This is a genomic window from Sphaerisporangium sp. NPDC004334, from assembly GCF_053602655.1.
The window spans coordinates 64987-80191 of the sequence record NZ_JBSGDZ010000003.1 but is presented as its reverse complement, the minus strand read 5'-3'; the positions used below and the strand labels follow the sequence as shown (position 1 = coordinate 80191).

15 protein-coding genes are annotated in these 15205 nt (G+C 73.6%); 1 reads left to right on the top strand and 14 read right to left on the bottom strand.

The features are described from left to right. The first annotated feature begins 57 nt into the window (after window positions 1–57). On the top strand, window positions 58–564 hold the full coding sequence (locus ACWEN6_RS04030) for a methylated-DNA--[protein]-cysteine S-methyltransferase (RefSeq protein ID WP_452568852.1): 507 nt from the start codon (window positions 58–60) through the stop codon (window positions 562–564). Between the two features lie 20 nt (window positions 565–584). Here ACWEN6_RS04030 and ACWEN6_RS04025 read toward each other — a convergent pair whose 3' ends face one another. The 14 genes from ACWEN6_RS04025 to cutA all read right to left on the bottom strand — a co-directional run bounded on the left by ACWEN6_RS04025 (window position 585) and on the right by cutA (window position 14758). After that, window positions 585–1235: an MOSC domain-containing protein gene (locus tag ACWEN6_RS04025; RefSeq protein ID WP_452568851.1), complete on the bottom strand. Its 651-nt coding sequence runs from the start codon at window positions 1233–1235 to the stop codon at window positions 585–587. 264 nt (window positions 1236–1499) lie between these two features. Then, complete coding sequence (locus tag ACWEN6_RS04020) at window positions 1500–2648, bottom strand: serine hydrolase domain-containing protein (protein ID WP_452568850.1); 1149 nt, start codon at window positions 2646–2648, stop codon at window positions 1500–1502. Between the two features lie 179 nt (window positions 2649–2827). Further along, window positions 2828–3772: a hypothetical protein gene (locus ACWEN6_RS04015; protein WP_452568849.1), complete on the bottom strand. Its 945-nt coding sequence runs from the start codon at window positions 3770–3772 to the stop codon at window positions 2828–2830. After that, entirely contained in the window at window positions 3769–4524 is a 756-nt protein-coding gene (locus tag ACWEN6_RS04010) for a hypothetical protein (protein WP_452568848.1), read from the bottom strand. Before ACWEN6_RS04010 ends, ACWEN6_RS04015 begins: the two co-directional genes overlap by 4 nt. Before the next feature lie 268 nt (window positions 4525–4792). After that, on the bottom strand, window positions 4793–8164 hold the full coding sequence (locus ACWEN6_RS04005) for a BTAD domain-containing putative transcriptional regulator (RefSeq protein ID WP_452568847.1): 3372 nt from the start codon (window positions 8162–8164) through the stop codon (window positions 4793–4795). 1 nt (window position 8165) lies between these two features. Next, on the bottom strand, window positions 8166–8609 hold the full coding sequence (locus ACWEN6_RS04000; RefSeq protein WP_452568846.1) for a pilus assembly protein TadG-related protein: 444 nt from the start codon (window positions 8607–8609) through the stop codon (window positions 8166–8168). Next, on the bottom strand, window positions 8606–9070 hold the full coding sequence (locus ACWEN6_RS03995; protein WP_452568845.1) for a TadE/TadG family type IV pilus assembly protein: 465 nt from the start codon (window positions 9068–9070) through the stop codon (window positions 8606–8608). Before ACWEN6_RS03995 ends, ACWEN6_RS04000 begins: the two co-directional genes overlap by 4 nt. Further along, a complete protein-coding gene (locus ACWEN6_RS03990; RefSeq protein ID WP_452568844.1) occupies window positions 9067–9303 on the bottom strand; it encodes a hypothetical protein in 237 nt (78 codons plus the stop codon). Before ACWEN6_RS03990 ends, ACWEN6_RS03995 begins: the two co-directional genes overlap by 4 nt. Beyond that, on the bottom strand, window positions 9304–10230 hold the full coding sequence (locus tag ACWEN6_RS03985; RefSeq protein ID WP_452568843.1) for a type II secretion system F family protein: 927 nt from the start codon (window positions 10228–10230) through the stop codon (window positions 9304–9306). It lies immediately after the preceding gene. Beyond that, on the bottom strand, window positions 10223–11137 hold the full coding sequence (locus tag ACWEN6_RS03980; RefSeq protein ID WP_452569082.1) for a type II secretion system F family protein: 915 nt from the start codon (window positions 11135–11137) through the stop codon (window positions 10223–10225). The genes ACWEN6_RS03985 and ACWEN6_RS03980 overlap by 8 nt, the downstream gene beginning before the upstream one ends. Next, window positions 11137–12444 carry a CpaF family protein gene (locus tag ACWEN6_RS03975; RefSeq protein ID WP_452568842.1) on the bottom strand — a complete coding sequence of 436 codons (1308 nt, stop codon included), beginning with the start codon at window positions 12442–12444 and terminating at the stop codon, window positions 11137–11139. Before ACWEN6_RS03975 ends, ACWEN6_RS03980 begins: the two co-directional genes overlap by 1 nt. A gap of 94 nt (window positions 12445–12538) precedes the next feature. Then, the gene (locus ACWEN6_RS03970) at window positions 12539–13330 is read right to left on the bottom strand and encodes a hypothetical protein (RefSeq protein WP_354837259.1); all 792 of its coding nucleotides are present in this window, start codon (window positions 13328–13330) and stop codon (window positions 12539–12541) included. A 1-nt stretch (window position 13331) separates the two neighbouring features. Beyond that, complete coding sequence (locus tag ACWEN6_RS03965) at window positions 13332–14033, bottom strand: hypothetical protein (RefSeq protein ID WP_354837261.1); 702 nt, start codon at window positions 14031–14033, stop codon at window positions 13332–13334. Between the two features lie 371 nt (window positions 14034–14404). Then, entirely contained in the window at window positions 14405–14758 is a 354-nt protein-coding gene (cutA, locus tag ACWEN6_RS03960) for a divalent-cation tolerance protein CutA (RefSeq protein ID WP_452568841.1), read from the bottom strand. Between the last annotated feature and the right edge of the window lie 447 nt (window positions 14759–15205).

The window sequence follows — 15205 nt, the reverse complement described above, 5'->3', positions numbered from 1 at the left end:
GAACAAAGCGTCATCCCGGCCAATCAGTTAACGCATTCGCGCATGCAAGGAGATCTCATGACATCGACCGTTGACGCCCAGGTTCTGACCACGCCGGCAGGGCCGCTGTCGCTGCTCGTTCATGACGGCGTGCTGGTCGCGGCCGGGTTCACCACCGACCCGACGCGGATGTTCGATCGCCTGCCCGCCGCGCTCAGGGCGCTGCCGCTCCAGGCCGTCGAGGACCTGGGCAAGCCCGCCCAAGCCGTCCGGGACTACCTGGAAGGCGACCTGTTCGCCCTGGACGCCGTGGAGGTGGACCAGCCGGGCACGCCGACCAGGCAGCGCCTGCTGGTGGCGCTGCGCGCGGTCCCGGCGGGCACGACCGTGAGCTACGCCGAACTGGCCGAGCGCGCCGGGCTGCCGAGGACGGCCGCGCGGGCCGCCGGATCGGCCTGCGCCCAGAACCTCATCGCCCCCTTCGTGCCGTGCCACCGGGTGCTGCCCTCCGTGGGCGGTTTCGGCGGCTACTACTACGGCAGCCCGGTCAAGGAGTGGCTGCTCAGGCACGAGCGCGCCATCTGACCCCGTGCGACCGCCACCGCCTATGTCCCCGTACGACGGTGCGCCTGCCGCCTGATCCCCTCGGGGAGCGCCTCGGCGGTGGTCAGGCGGGGCAGCAGGCCGGGTTCCAGGGTGAGCGCGCGGAAGGTGACGGCGACGGTGACGTCGTGGGCGGGCCGGTGGACGATCTCGATCGGGTCGCCGGCCCTGATGTCACCGGGCTCGACGACCCGCAGGTACGCGCCGGGCGACGCCGCCTCGGTGAACCGATCGATCCACCTCTCGCTCTCCAGCCACCCCTGGAAGGTCGAGCAGGGGATCCGCGGGCAGGACACCTCCAGGACCACCTGGGACCCGATGCGCCACCGCTCGCCGATCAAGGCGCCGTTGACGTCCAGGCCGGCGGTGGTGAGGTTCTCCCCGAAGACGCCGTTCGCCAGCGGCCGGCCCAGCTCAGCCTCCCAGCGGTCGAGATCCTCGCGCGCGTAGGCGTAGACGGCCTGGTCGGACCCGCCGTGGTGGGCGAGGTCGTACACCCGGTCCCCGGCGAGGCCGACGGCGCCGGTGCCCTTCGGCCCGGGGTCGGACACCCTCACCGATCCTTCGACGGGCCCTTTGTCGATGCCGGTCGTCCCGGCGCTCTTCCACGGGTTGGGTCTCGGCTTGCCGACGTTCACCGACAGCAGTCTCATACCGGCGACGGTACGTGCCGCCCGCCCCCGGGACGACCCGTTTTCGCGACGAAATCGCTCCCGCGAAAGCTCGTTTCTCCGGACGTCCCGTCCCCCGGGCGGCTCCTCCGCCAAGACGACCCCTTCTCCGGAGGGCACCGTTCTCCCGGGCGACTCGTCCTCCGCACCGCCCGCTCTCCGGGGCGGCCCATCCTCCAAGACGGCACGCTCTCCGGGGGCGGCCCGTTGTCCGGGACGCTCTCTTCCGCGGGCCGCCTCGGGAGGTCAGGCGCCGGCGGCCCAGCGCCAGAAGGCGCGCATGACCGAGGGCGGGGTCGGACCGGCCAGCTCCACCTGGGTGAGCAGGATGGTGACCGCGCCGGTGGCGGGGATGATGTGCGCCGCCGTTCCGGTGCCGCCGACCCAGCCGTAGCGGCCGGGGACGTTCCACGGGTCGATGGCCTCGACGTCGACCGAGCCGCCGAACCCCCAGCCCTGCCCCTCCAGGAACAGCCTGCCGGCTTCGCGCTGCGACGCGGTCAGGTGGTCGCTGGTCATCTGCCGCACCGCCGCGCTCGACAGCACCCGGCGTCCGCCGACGGTGCCCTCGGCGAGGAGCATCCGGCCGAACGACAGCCAGTCGCCGGCGGTCGAGACCAGCCCACCCGCGCCGGACGGGAACGCGGGCATGCTGCTCCACTGCCCGTCGGGGGCGTCGACGAGGTCCAGCCCGCCCTCCGCGCCGAGCCGGTAGAAGTGGACGAACCGGTCGCGTTCGGCGGCCGGCACCTCGAAGCCGGTGTCGGTCATGCCGAGCGGCTCGAACAGCCGCTCGGCGAGGAACTCGGGCAGCGGCCGTCCCGTGACCCGGGCGATCAGCACCCCCTGGATGTCGGAACAGGTGTTGTACAGCCAGGCGTCCCCCGGCTGGCACAACAACGGGATGCGGCCCAGCGTCGCCATCCACTCGTCCTGCTCCGGGACGATCTGCGGCTGCGGCGGGCCCTGCTTGAGCTCGGCGAACAACGGCGCGAGCGCCGGCAGCGAGAAGTCGGACGGGAAGCCGTACCCGGCGCGGAAGGTGAGCAGGTCCTCCACGGTGATCGGCCGGGCGGCCGGGACCACGTCGTCCACGGGGGCGTCCATCGTCCGGACCACGGACGGCGAGGCCAGCTCGGGCAGCCATTTCGCGACCGGTTCGTCCAGCGCGATGCGGCCGTCGTCGACCAGCGTCATGACCGCAGCCGCGACGATCGGCTTGCCGATCGAGGCGATGCGGAAGATGGAGTCTCTGCTGACCGGGGAGGCGCCGTGGACGTCGGCCGAGCCGACGGCCTCGACCTCGACGTCGTCGCCGCGCGCCACCAGGGCCACCGCGCCCGGCAGCGTTCCCTCACCGGTGCAGGTCCGCAACAGGTCGTTCAGTGTCGTCATCGGTCCACCCTCTCAAGGGCACGGCCCGAGCGTAAGCCGAACGATCCACCCCGTTCCGGACGAACCCGGCCGCATGCAAAGTCCGTGTCCAAGGCCCGCGTCCAAGGCCCGCATATGAGGGCCGTGCCCAAGACAAGACCCGGGGCCGCGTTCAAGGGGCCGCGTTCAAGGGGCCGCGTTCAGGAGTCGTCGGCGCCGTCCCTGACCGTGGTCTGGACCTCGCCCACGGGAACGTCCCGGGTGGCCGTCGCCTGGACCGGCTGGAAGGCGAAGCCGACGTCGCCTCCGCCCGTGACCGGCCAGACGCTGGTCACCGACATGACGTACACCTTGCGCGGCTGGTCGACCGAGGCGCGCAGGTAGCGCACCCCGCAGCGGAAAACGCCGCCCTTCACGTAGGGATGGCCGGTCGGACCGCAGTCGTCCTTCACCTCCGCCCGCCCGGCGGGGGCGCCCGACTTGATCTCGACGCGGGCGAGGGTGGCGGTCACCGTGGCCGACATGACGCCGGGGATCTCCGCGGTCACCGAGCGCGTGGTCTGCCCGGCGCCCGCGAGCCAGACCCAGGTGGGCAGGTTCACGTAGCTCTTGACGTCCGGGCTGAGCTTGATCTGCGGTTCGGGGACGGTCAGCGCGGCCCGGGCGAGCTGGTAGAGCTCCTCCAGGGTGATCCCGCCCGGCGGGGTGCCGCCCTCGGGCACCCACACGGCCCCTTCGAGCCCCGTCCAGCAGGAGAGCCCGTCGGGGTCGGCGGCGTTGTACGCGGGCACCCACCAGCGGCCGTTCTCGCCGACCTTGTCCTTGTACTGCTTGATGAAGGCGTTGAAGTCCTGCTCGGTGCCGTCCGGGTGGGTGTGGAACCAGAACTCCCGGACACTCTGGTCCTGCTGCCGGTTCAGCATGGTGTCGGCGTTGTCGCCCGGCTCGTACCAGCAGGGCCGTTTGACGCGGTAGCCGTCGCTCTTGGCGCCGAGCCCGTCGCCGCTCAGCACGATCTTGGAGTTGCGCAGGACGACGCCGCTCGTGCGGTCGTTCTGGTACCCCTCGCCCATGGGCCCCCCGGGGTCCGCCATGGGGGCGGTGACCATCGTGGCGGCCAGGACGGACGACAGCAGTGATCTCATCGGCGGCACTCCTTCGCACGCTGATGGGGGTAGGAGGCGTGCATGTAGGTCCGGACCCGGAACGCTCCGTCGTCGCCCTTGCGCACGGCGGCGACCTGCAGGTAGACGGCGGCGGGCAGGCGGGTCCAGGCCGGCTGGCGGGCCACGGGGCGTCCGCCGGCGGCGTCGGTCACCCGGACGCCGGACTCGTCGACGCAGGCGTCCACCTCCGCGCCGCGCCCGGTGACCGAGGCCACGCGGACGGCGTACAGCTTGGCCGACCCGGTGGCGGACTCGCGGCGGTCCACGAAGCCGCGCACCCAGGTGTAGGCGTCGCGGCTCGCCTGGTCTTCGACGCCGGCGAGGTAGCCGTCGTCCTCGCCCTGGCTGACGACGGCCTTCCACGAGGCGACGTAGCCGTCGGTGAACGCCTTGACCATGGCCTGCTGTTCGGCGTCGAGGCCGGCGGGCCACTCGATGGAGACGGTCATGCCCGGGGTGACCTCGACGGTCTGCGCCCACGGGGTGGACAGCGCGCCGGGGGCGTCCGCGGCGGAGGCGGACGGATCGGCGGGGGCGCCGCTGGAGGCGAGATCGCCGCCGGGGGTGAACGGGCGCTCGGGCCCGCGCTCGGCGCAGCCGGCGCCCAGCAGGCAACCGCCGCCCAGGATGACGGCGGCCAGGACGGCGCGGATCCGCGTGCCGGCCCGCCCCAGCACGCCGGGCCGCATCGGCATGCCGGCCCGCCCCAGCACGCCGGCCCGCATCCGCATGCCGCCGACGCTAATCACGCCCCGGACGGCCGAACCACCGTTATGCACGTATCGGCATGAGTCACTCGAATCACTCCAACGACACCGGCACGAGTCGCCCGAACCCGGACCACCGCACGGGCATGGCCGACCCGGACCCGGCGTACCGCGCCGGCATGGGTCGCCCGCGTCTCTCAGGCCCCGTGTCGTCCGAGCCACCACCGTGACCTCTGCCTCCTCACCTGGACGGGTGATCATGCGCGAATCGGATCATCTGGACCGGCGGCCGTCAGGCCGACGGCATCGAGTGCACCCGCCAGCTCGGCAACAGCTCGTCGATCAGCGCCTCGGTCTCGGGGGCCATCCCGCCCCCGTAGGGATGGGAGGACGCGCGGCGGTGCAACCCGTCCACGACGGCCCGCAGCTTGAGCGGGTCGCCGGTGGCGTGGGCGGCCCGGAGCAGGTCGCGCCAGAGCCCCTCGTCATCGGCGGCCAGCAGCAGCCCGGCCCGCACCGCGGCGACGGCGGCCTCGGGGTCTCCGTGCGCCAGCCGGACCTCGCAGAGCCGGTGTGCGGCGTCGGCCACGCTGGCCATCACCTCGTACTCCAGCTCGTCGGCCGCCAGCCAGGCGTACCGCCCGCGCGGCCTGCCGTTGAGCAGCGGGCCGCGGACCAGGCCGAGCGCCTTGTCCAGCAGCACGGCACGCGCGCCGGGGTCGTTGTGGGAGCGGCGGACCAGCTCCCGGAACAGCTGCCAGTCGGAGCGCACCTCGGGGCCGAGCCGCAACCGGCCGGTGTCGTCGGTGCGGAGGTTCGGCCGGCCCTCGCTGTCGGTGCCCAGCCAGTCGGCGACCCGGGCGATCGTCGCGTCCCGGACGACGGCCTGCACGCCGCGCGGCCACAGGATGCCGCCGAGCACGACAGGATGCACGCCGGCCGGATGGGTGGCCAGGTACACGATCATCTCGCACGCCAGCTCGCCGCGGCCCTCCTCCAGCGGCGGCAACGGCCCGATCTCGATCGGGCCGAGGATGCGTACGTTGATGGAGGGCGTGGTGGTGAACTCCCGGGGCGCCTCCTCCTCGCGCACCGGCTCGCCGTCGCTGCGCCCGGCGGTGCGGAACAGGTCGATCACCGCGTCGTAGTGGCGGCGGGGCAGCAACTGGGCCGCCACGGTGACGCCGAGCGCCGCTATCTTCGCCTTGCCGTCTTCGGTGACCTGCCAGGTCCACGTGGCGTGCGGGAAGTCCCCGGCGATGACGTACCCGGCGGCCATCCGGGTGCCCGCGCGGCCGAGCATGGCCAGGCGGCGCGCCTCCTCCGGGTCGGGCGCGATCGCCGAGAGCAGGTAGTGCGGGGGCCAGGCGGGGTCGGCGGCGCGTCCCTGGACCCGGCCGGTCAGCACGTGGCCGCCGGCGGCGGCCGTCTCCTCGGCCCTGGCCTCCAGTTCGGGCAGCGCCTCGGCCAGGCTCCCGGCGACCCGGACGCGGTCGGGGGCGATCATCGCCAGGTCGGCGCCGAAGCCCACGAGCGTGATGCGCATCTGGTCGGACCAGCGGTTGGTGGCCAGCTCGACGGCGAGCGCGGACAGCGCGTCGCGCACCCGGTGCCCGCTGACGGCGATCACACCTTGCGCGGCCTCCAGGTCGATCAGCACGCGGCCGGTCTCGGTCACGCCGAGCGAGACCAGGCCCGGGTACGGCGCGGGCACGTCCGCGAGGGCGTGGTCGTCGATGGCGCGGCCCTCGTGGGCGAGCAGCCGCCAGGTGCGTCCCCCGTCGTGCGACTCCCACGGCTCGGGCGCGTCCTGCTCCGGCGGGTGGATCCACAGGTCGAGCCCTCGAGCGGACAGGTGGACGGCGTAGATGGTCGGCGGCACGCGGCCCTGCTCGGCCAGCAGCTTGCCGAGCAGGCGCAGCCCGGTGTCCAGCATGCGACTGCCGGGGGCGTCGGAGCCGAGGCGCAGCGCGACCTCCGCGCCGGCGGCGTCGCCGCGCGGCCGGGGGATGCGGTGGCCGAAGGCGCGGTGCCAGAGCTGCTCGCGCCGGCGCCGGCCGAGCGCCACGAGCAGCCCGGCCGCGGCCAGCGACCCGCCGGCGAGGTACTCCAGCAGGTCGAGGCCCCCGCCGTGGTCGCGGGTCTCGGGCGTCTCGGCCACCGGCGAGACGGTGGCCCTCGGCGCCTTGGCCGAGACGGAGGGCGCCTTGGACGGGGGCGGCAGGTGATAGGCGCGTTCGGGCAGCCCGGCCGGCGGCAGGCCCACGCCGGTGCGTCCCCGCTTCGCCACCTCGCCGGCGCCCTCGAGGTCACCGCCCTGCCCGGCCCGGTCACCCTGCGCGCCCTGCTCGCTCCGGCCGTCCTGGCCGCTCCGCTCGCCCGCCTGGCGGCTCTGGCCGCTCTGCCCTGCCCGGTCGGCCCGCCCGGCGCGGTCGTCGCCGGCGCCCTCCCGGTCCGCGTCCGGGCCGGCGTCCGTCGCCTTGGGGCCGCTGGTGGCCGCGGGATCGCCGGTCGCCTCCGGGGCCTTCGCCTCCGGGCCGCCGGTGACCGGCGTCCGGCTCGTCGCCGTGGGATCGCCGGTCGCCGACGGCCGGCCGGTCGCCACGGGCCCCGTCGTCGCGATCGGGCCGCGCGTCCCGGTGCCGGACGGATCGGCCGTGCCCTGTTCGTGGCCGGTGGCGGAGGGCACGCGGCCGTGCTCCGCCGGTCCGGTGGTGCGCCGGGAGTGCTGGGTCACGCCGGTGCTCCGGCCGCCCCGCGCGTCGTCCCCTGCGGCGTCCTCGCCAGCGGTGGACGGCAGGAACTGGGTGCGGCCGTCCAGTTCGGCGGGCGCGCCCGCGTGCCTCTTGAGCGTGGTCTCCCGCCGCTCGTCCACCGGGACGACATGGACGTTCCTGGCGTCGTCCGGCATGTCGAGCACCCAGCCCGGCCGGATCAGGTCGGCCATCTGCAGGCGGCTGCCGTCCGGCTGCTGCTTGTGCTGGTTGAGCCGGTAGATCTCGGGGTAGCGGCGCCCGTCCCCCAGGCACTTGTCGGCGATCTCCCACAGGCTCTCGTGGTGGCGGCCGTGCGGCGGCTGGACCACGTAGACCTTCTTGACCTGGCGGACCTCCTCCAGCGCGGACCCGCTCATCACCCCGGCCGTGGAGCCGCCCTCGGGGATGGGCGCGGTCAGGGCCGCGGCCACCACGGCGGGACGGGCCGGCGGCGGCGCGGAGCCGATGCCGGCGATCGGGATCGCGACCGCGGACACGGTGAACAGCATCAGCGCGGTGGAGACCAGCCGGTTGGCCAGCGCCTGCGGCCCGCCCGACAGTGGCACGCGCGCGGGCATGCCGATGCGGCGGATCCCGGAGTAGACCTCCACGATCACGCAGATGACGAGCTGGAACCAGGTGAGCCACACCAGCAGCACCAGGATGGCGACGGCCGTGGTGGTGCTGATCTGCCGGGTCAGCAGGTCGCCGTTGAGCAGGGCGGCGGGCAGCGGGGGGCCGGTCAGGCGCAGCAGGACGTAGGGGACGCCGCCCATGAGCGCGGCCAGCGCCACGAGCGCCGCGAGGCCGGCGACCACGTCGCCGGCGGTCCGCCGCGGCCGGATGCGCTGCACCGGCGGCGCCGCCCGGTACGGCGGGCGCGCGGGGGGTCTGCGCGACGCGGTCATGCTATCCCTCCTGGTCGCCGGGGTCGGGGCCCGCGGTGGCGGTGCCGGACATGTCGGAGCCCGCGAACCCGAACGCCGCGAGGAACATGGCGTCCCAGTGGGCGCTCACCGCGACGGTCACCGCGACCTGCCCGGCGGCGACGCCGCACCGGGTGAGCTTGACGTCGCCGCCGTCGTGCGCGTCGACGATCTCGCGGGCCCGGCCGCAGACGACCCGCTCGTCGCCGAGCAGGCGCACCTGCCCGGTGACGCGCAGGTTCTCCACGTCGATCTGGTCGGCGGCCGCCCGCGCGGCCTGCTCGGCGACGTCGGAGGCCCGCAGCCGTGCGTTGATCGCCGCGCCGCCGTCCACGAGCAGGCCGGCGAGCAGGAAGACCACCACCGAGAAGATCACCACGAACACCGACATGGACCCGCGGTCCTCCGAGGGCCGCCGGGCGGTCATTCGACCCTCCGGAACTGCTCCAAGGGCACCACCGAGTCGCCCTTCATCCGCCTGGCCGCGCCGAACCCGAGGAAGTCGAGCTTCAACTCGCAGGTGACGCTCGCGCGCACGGTGCCGCCCTCGCGCCAGTCGCTGCCGCTGAGGCTCACCGCCGGCGCGCACTGCGCGTCCAGCGCCGAGCGGGCGGCGTCGCGGGCGGCGCCCTCGGCCGCGCTCAGCGTGCGCTGGACGGACGCCGCGCGGGCGGCGTCCCTGGCGGCGCCGTTGACCTCGCCCTGCGCCTCGACGACGCGTCCAGCGCCGACCAGGAACAGCAGGAACAGCAGGAAGACCGGGGCCAGCATCACCGTCTCGACGGCCATCGACCCCTGGTCGCGCCCGCGCCGCCCGGCGGGCGCCGGGACGCCGCGCGATGCGGCGGCCGCGGTGGCGCCCTGGCCGGGCGCGGGGCGCGCGGTCACGGCTTTCCGCCGGTACCGCCACCCCCGCCGCCGAAGTTGCTCTGGATCTCGGCCTGTCTCTGGGTGACCAGCGTCTTGATCAGTGTGGCCAGGCCGAGGGCCACGCCGGCGATGATGGCGGTGATGATCACCCATTCGACGGCGGAGGCGCCGCGCGAGGGGGCGTTCCTGGCGCGGTCGAGCCGCACGTGGAGTACGGCGATCAGATACGCGAACCACGGTGGTGTGAACATCTACGACCCCAACATCTTCATCGCTGCCGGATAACTCAGGAAGATCACGAAGCCGGCGCAGAGCAGGAGCTGGGCGACCAGCATGGACTGTGAGCGCTCCCCCGCCTGGCCCTCGACCTCGGCCAGCTCGCGCCGGCGCATGGTCGCGGCCCGGGCGGTGAGCGAGGCCCGGACCTTGGCGCCGTCGTCGGCGACCAGGCCGAGCGCCGCCGACAGGTCGCGCAGCTCGTCGACGTTGATCTCGTCGCCGAGGCGGCCGAGCGCCTGCCAGGGGGTGATGCCGATGATCCGGGCGTTGGCCAGGGCCTCGCGGATGCGGGCCATCGCCCAGTTGCGCGAGTCGCCGCCCTCGCCGACCGACACCGCCATCAGCAGCGCCTCCGGCACGCCCCGGCCGCCCGCGAGGTTCATGGCGACCAGGTCGAGGAAGGCGCCCACGGCGTGCCGGAAGTCGCGGCGGCGGACGGCGGCGTCCCTGCGGATCTGCAGGTCGGGGAGGAAGAAGAAGACCAGGGCGACGATCAGCGCCGCCCACAGCGGCACCTGGAGCGGGATCCCCGCCTCCATCAGGGTGAGCCAGCCGGCCAGGATCGGGAACGCCAGCAGGCCGGACACCGCGAGCAGCACCTTGGTGGCCAGGTAGCCCTCGAACGACTTGCCCAGCAGCGCGAGGTCGGCGCGGGTGGAGCGCACCTCCCAGCCCCGCGCGGCGTACAGCTGCGCGAGCCGCACGCCGACCTCGCGGCGCAGGGCGCTGACCTCTTCGTCGGGGTTGATCAGCCGCAGCCGGGCCGCGTCGTCGACCTCGCGGGCCGAGTCGAGGGCGAGCAGCCGCGCGACCAGCCCTGGCCGGGGCGGGAACAGCGCCCGGACGAGCAGGAACACCCCCAGGCCGAACACCGCTCCCGCGAGCACGTTCTCAACCATGGACGCTCACCCCTCCGGTCACCGGTTCGCGTTCCAGCGGGGCCCCGGAGACCGGCCCGAGGAGCCGGGCGGGCTTGTCGAACCGGGCGAGCCGCCGCATCCACGCGAAGCCCGCGCCGAACAGGCCCGCGACGACGACCAGGACGGCCTGTCCGAGCAGGGAGTCGTACTCGACGACGTAGGACGGGTTGAAGATCACCAGGGCGGCGGCGAAGGCGACGGCCGTGCCCACGACGATCTGGACGCTGCGCCGCGTCGAGCGGCGCTCGGCCTCGACGCGGCGGCGCATGTCGAGCTCCTCGCGCGCCGAGACCGCCAGCGCGCCCAGCACCTCGCGCAGCCCGGGGCCGCGCAGCTTGGCGTTGAGGATGAGGGCGGCGATGACCAGGTCGGCGGAGGGGTCGTCCAGCTCGTCGGCGAACATGCGAAGCGCGTCGGGCAGCGGCATGCGGGTGTGCAGGCGGTCGACCATGGCCCGCAGGTGGGGCCGCAGCGTCGGCGCCGCGGCCCTGATCGACGAGGGGATCGCCTGCTCCAGCCCGGCCGCGCCCGCGATGGTGTCCCTGAGCGACTCGGTCCAGGCCGCCAGCCCTTCCAGGCGCGTCATGGCCGCGCGTTCCTCGGCGGCCCCGCCGGTCAGTCCGCGCCAGGCCAGCACGAGCAGGACCGCGCCCGCCGCCATGACCGGCCAGCCGGTGATGACCAGCACCAGGCCGCCGGTGACGGTCGCGACCGCCGAGCGAGTGGACAGCCGGCGCACCAGCTCGCGCCGCCGGGCCCCGCGGTCGGGCGTCGCCGGGCCCGGGCGCACCCCGTACAGGGCCAGGCCGAGCAGGAACAGGCCGCCGCCGGCCGCCGCTCCCGCGAGGACCGCCAGAGGGTCGAACAGCCCGGCCGGCAGCGGCATCACGACCACGCTCCCATGGTCGGGTCGTAGCCGTGCTCGGCCAGGTCCTCGACGCAGGCGATGGGCGCGTGCGGGACGGCGTGCCCGTCCGGCCCTGGGGCGAAGACCTCCGAGGACAGCACCCGCCCGTCCACGCCGGCCACCTCGCGGACGCTCGCGACGTACCGCCGCAGCCGGCCGCCCTGGTGGTAGTCGTTGCGCTTTTGGATGAAGACGACGAAGTCGATGGCGCCGGCGATCAGCATGTGCGTCGCCTCGATCGGCAGGCGCTCCTCGGCCTGCAGCGCGTAGGTGGCGATGCGGTTGAAGACCTCCATCGAGGAGTTGGCGTGGATGGTGGACAGCGACCCGTCGTTGCCCTGCGTCATGGCGTTCAGCATCGTGACGATCTCGTCGCCCAGCACCTCGCCGACGATCACCCGGCTCGGGTTCATGCGGAGCGAGCGCCGCACCAGCTCGGCCATCGTGATCTCGCCCTGACCCTCGGAGTTGGGCAGGCGGTGCTCGAAGGCCACGACGTTGGGGTGCAGCTCGGGGAACTGGTCGAGGCCGAGCTCCAGCGCGCGCTCGACGGTGATCAGGCGCTCGTGCGGCGGGATCTCGTTGGCCAGCGCCCGCAGCAGCGTGGTCTTCCCGGCGTTCGTCGAGCCGGCGATCATGATGTTCTTCCTGGCCGCGACGGCCGAGGACAGGAAGCGGCCGAGCTCGGGAGAGAGGGTGCCGTTGCCCACCAGGTCGCTGAGGAAGACCTTGCCCAGCCGGGCGCGGCGGATCGACACCGCGGGCCGCACCGTGACGTCCATGACGGCCGACAGCCGGGAGCCGTCGGGCAGGCGCAGGTCGAGCTGCGGGTTGGCGGTGTCGAACGCGCGGCTCGACAGGCCGCTGTAGGCGGCGAGGATCTGGATCAGCTCGATGAGCTCCTCGTCGGAGTCGGCCACCGGGTCGTGGACGAGCTCCTGGCCGTCGGCGTATCCGACGAACACCCGGTCGCAGCCGTTGACGTCGATGTTCTCGACCTCGGGGTCGTCCAGCAGGGGCTGGAGCCGGCCCACGCCGAACAGCGCGGCGTGGATGCCCGCCGCCAGGGCCTCCTCCTCCTCGGCCGTCGGCGGGGTGCGTCCGGAGCCGATCTCGTTGCGTGCGTGCTCCTCGAGCACCTGCGAGATCAGTGCCCGCGCGAACTGGCGCTCGTCCTCGCCCGACATGGGGGTCAGGCCGCTGGCCTGGTCCAGCCGCCGCTGGTGCGCCAGCCGGTCGCCGACCTCCTGCCGGAACCGCTTGACCAGCGTGTGGTCGATGCTCATCGGCCCGCCCCGCATCCGGGGCGGGGACGTGCCTGAGCCCGCGTCCTGCTCGTCGGCTCCCTCCGCCGGCGGGGCCGGGGCGTAGTCGGGAAGCTCATGCTCGGTCCCCCGTTCTCGGGCGGGGCAGGTCGGTGAGGGGGTCGGCGGCGCGGACGGGGGCGACGCGGGCGGCCAGGCGGCCGGCGAGCTCGCGGGCCGTGCGGATCAGCAGGGAGCGGTCCAGGCGGCCGCCCCACTGGCCCCGCAGCAGTTCGGCGCCCTTGGGGTCGTAGGCCAGGCCCGCCACGAAGGCGACGTCCCTGCTCGTGGCGGCGACGATGCGGCGCACCTCGTCGATGGAGGCGCGGTAGGAACGGGGATCGGAGATGACCACCACGCCGATCTGCCCGCCGATGAGCATGAGCCGCTCGCGCAGGTGGGCCACGTGGTCCAGGCTCGGCCGGGTGAACAGCAGCGTCACCTCGGCCTCGGCGATGAGGTCGGCCATCTGCGGGTGGGCGCCGAGCCGGCCGCAGTCGGCCAGGACGTCGGCGCCGGGCAGCGCCGCGAGGGCCCGGCCGAGCGGCCCCCACAGCCAGGTGAGGCCGGCGGCCTGCTCGCCGTGGGTGAGGCCGGTCAGGACGTCGAGCCCGCCGACGAGCTTCTGGGTGTGCTCGTGCACCTGCTCGGGGCGCAGGCCCCGGCGGGCGGTCGCGCCGAGGCTGAGCAGGCCGCGCGAGGGGTTCAGCACGCCGCCGTCCGCGCCGGGCAGGCGGTAGACCAGGTCGCCGCCGGAGGGGTCGCATTCGGCCAGCAGCACCGGCCTCGGCCAGACGGCGCCGAGCGCCGTCGCGGCGGTGGTGACGCCGGGCGCCCCCTTGTCGGCGGCGAGCGCGATGAGGGCCACCTCAGCCCGCTCCGGCGAGCTTGCCCAGGGCGATCTCGCCGCTGGAGGAGTACATGGCGATCGTCGGGGAGACCGTGGCGTCGACGATGACCGACACCAGGCCCGAGCCGCTGCGCTCGCTGTCGCCGACGCTCTCGACCAGCGCGCTCGGGGCCAGCACCTTGCTCTGCGCGGCGCCCCGGCCCGACCCCGGGACGTACACCACCTGGACGTGGTCGCCCGCCCGCAGGCCGAGCGGGACCTGCCCCGCCTTGAGGGCGAGGCCGACGACGACCTTGCCGGGGCCGACCTGCTCGCTCGTCCTGCTGGTCATCGGCTCGGTCAGCAGGGTGCCGGGCAGGAGCGTGACCCGGGCGAAGGTCGCGGCGACCTGGTCGCGGTAGACCCAGGGGACGTACGCGACGCCGGTGTCGGCGATCTGGACCTCTTCCATCGCGTCGGTGGCGATCGGCTGGCCGGGGCCGATCTGCCGGCTGATCTGGATGGCCGAGACGCGGTCGCCGCTGCGCATGACCAGCAGCGTGGTGGCCAGCGCTCCGCCGAGGACCAGGAGCAGCGCCAGGGCCGCGAGTGCGGGTTTGCGCTCGCGGGGCGGCACGGGGAGCTTGCGGGAGGCCGGCCCCGACAGCGCGCCAGGCGACCCCGGGCGCTCCGCGTTCGACGGCGCGCGGCCGTCGCGGTCGGATTTCTCGCTGATCCTCATGGGTGGGGGGCTCCCGGATCGGGGACCGGGCCGGCAGCCTCGACCATGCGCTGACACCGACCAGCGCCAGGGCCGATCGAGATGAACCGCATGACCACGGTGCGGGACGGCATGGTCACGGATATGGAGGACGGGGGGTCGCTGAGTTATGTTTCCGGAAATGTCATCTCATTGTGTGCAGCTTGCACCACGTGCAGGGACAGAAACCGGACCCATGCTTATCCACTATGGATCGACTGTCAACGGGATGGTCAAGAATCGCACTGACCCCGCGACACCGATGGCGCGGATATATCGGTGGATATTCTCCTTTGTATCGCCGGTAACGCGCGTCACACTTACCACTGCTCTTTCCCCGGCGGACCGTCGCCTTAACCGCCCGTTGCCCGTTCTTGACCTTCCGGGTCCGGCGAGGTCTCCTCGTCGATCCAGCGCAGATACGCCGGGAGGCCGCCCTCGACGGGCAGAAGGATGATCTCGGGGGTCTCGTAGGGGTGCGCCCGCCGGATGTGCTCGGACAGCTCGCCGGAGCACTCCCGGGTGGTCTTGATGAGCAGCAGGTACTCCTCGGCCGTCTCCACCTCGCCCTTCCACCGGAAGACGCTGGTGACCGGCCCCACTATCTGGACGCAGGCGGCCAGCCGGGCGCGCACCGCCGAAGCGGCCAGCTCGGCGGCCCTGGCGCGCTCGTCCACCGCGACCTGCACCTGGACGTACTCCGACATGAAGACTCCCTCACGATCGCCCGGACCGCCACATAGACGATGTACACCGCGTTATCCACAGCACCACGACGTTATCCCCCGGCTCACAGCCGCCCGAATCATTGCCAGATATCCGATTCAGGGCCAGAAATCCCACCACAAGGCCACCGAGTTATCCACAGGGCGAGCAGTTGTCCACAGCTCCACCCACAGCCCATGTGGGCAACCGTCCCGCGACATCGAACGACGGCCTCGCTGGCCGCTCGGCACAAATCGCCCTATCAACCGCATATCGCATCAAACATGCATGAAGCTCCCGGAATTCGCAGTTCGACCGGCCCCGCCGCGGACCGGGAGTGATGGAGAATCATCACTCGGCATCGGACGGAACATGTCGGGCGGCGAGTGGTACGTCATTGGGCCTGACGGCAACAAAGTGGACGAGCACGAAGACGGGCACCCGCAGGT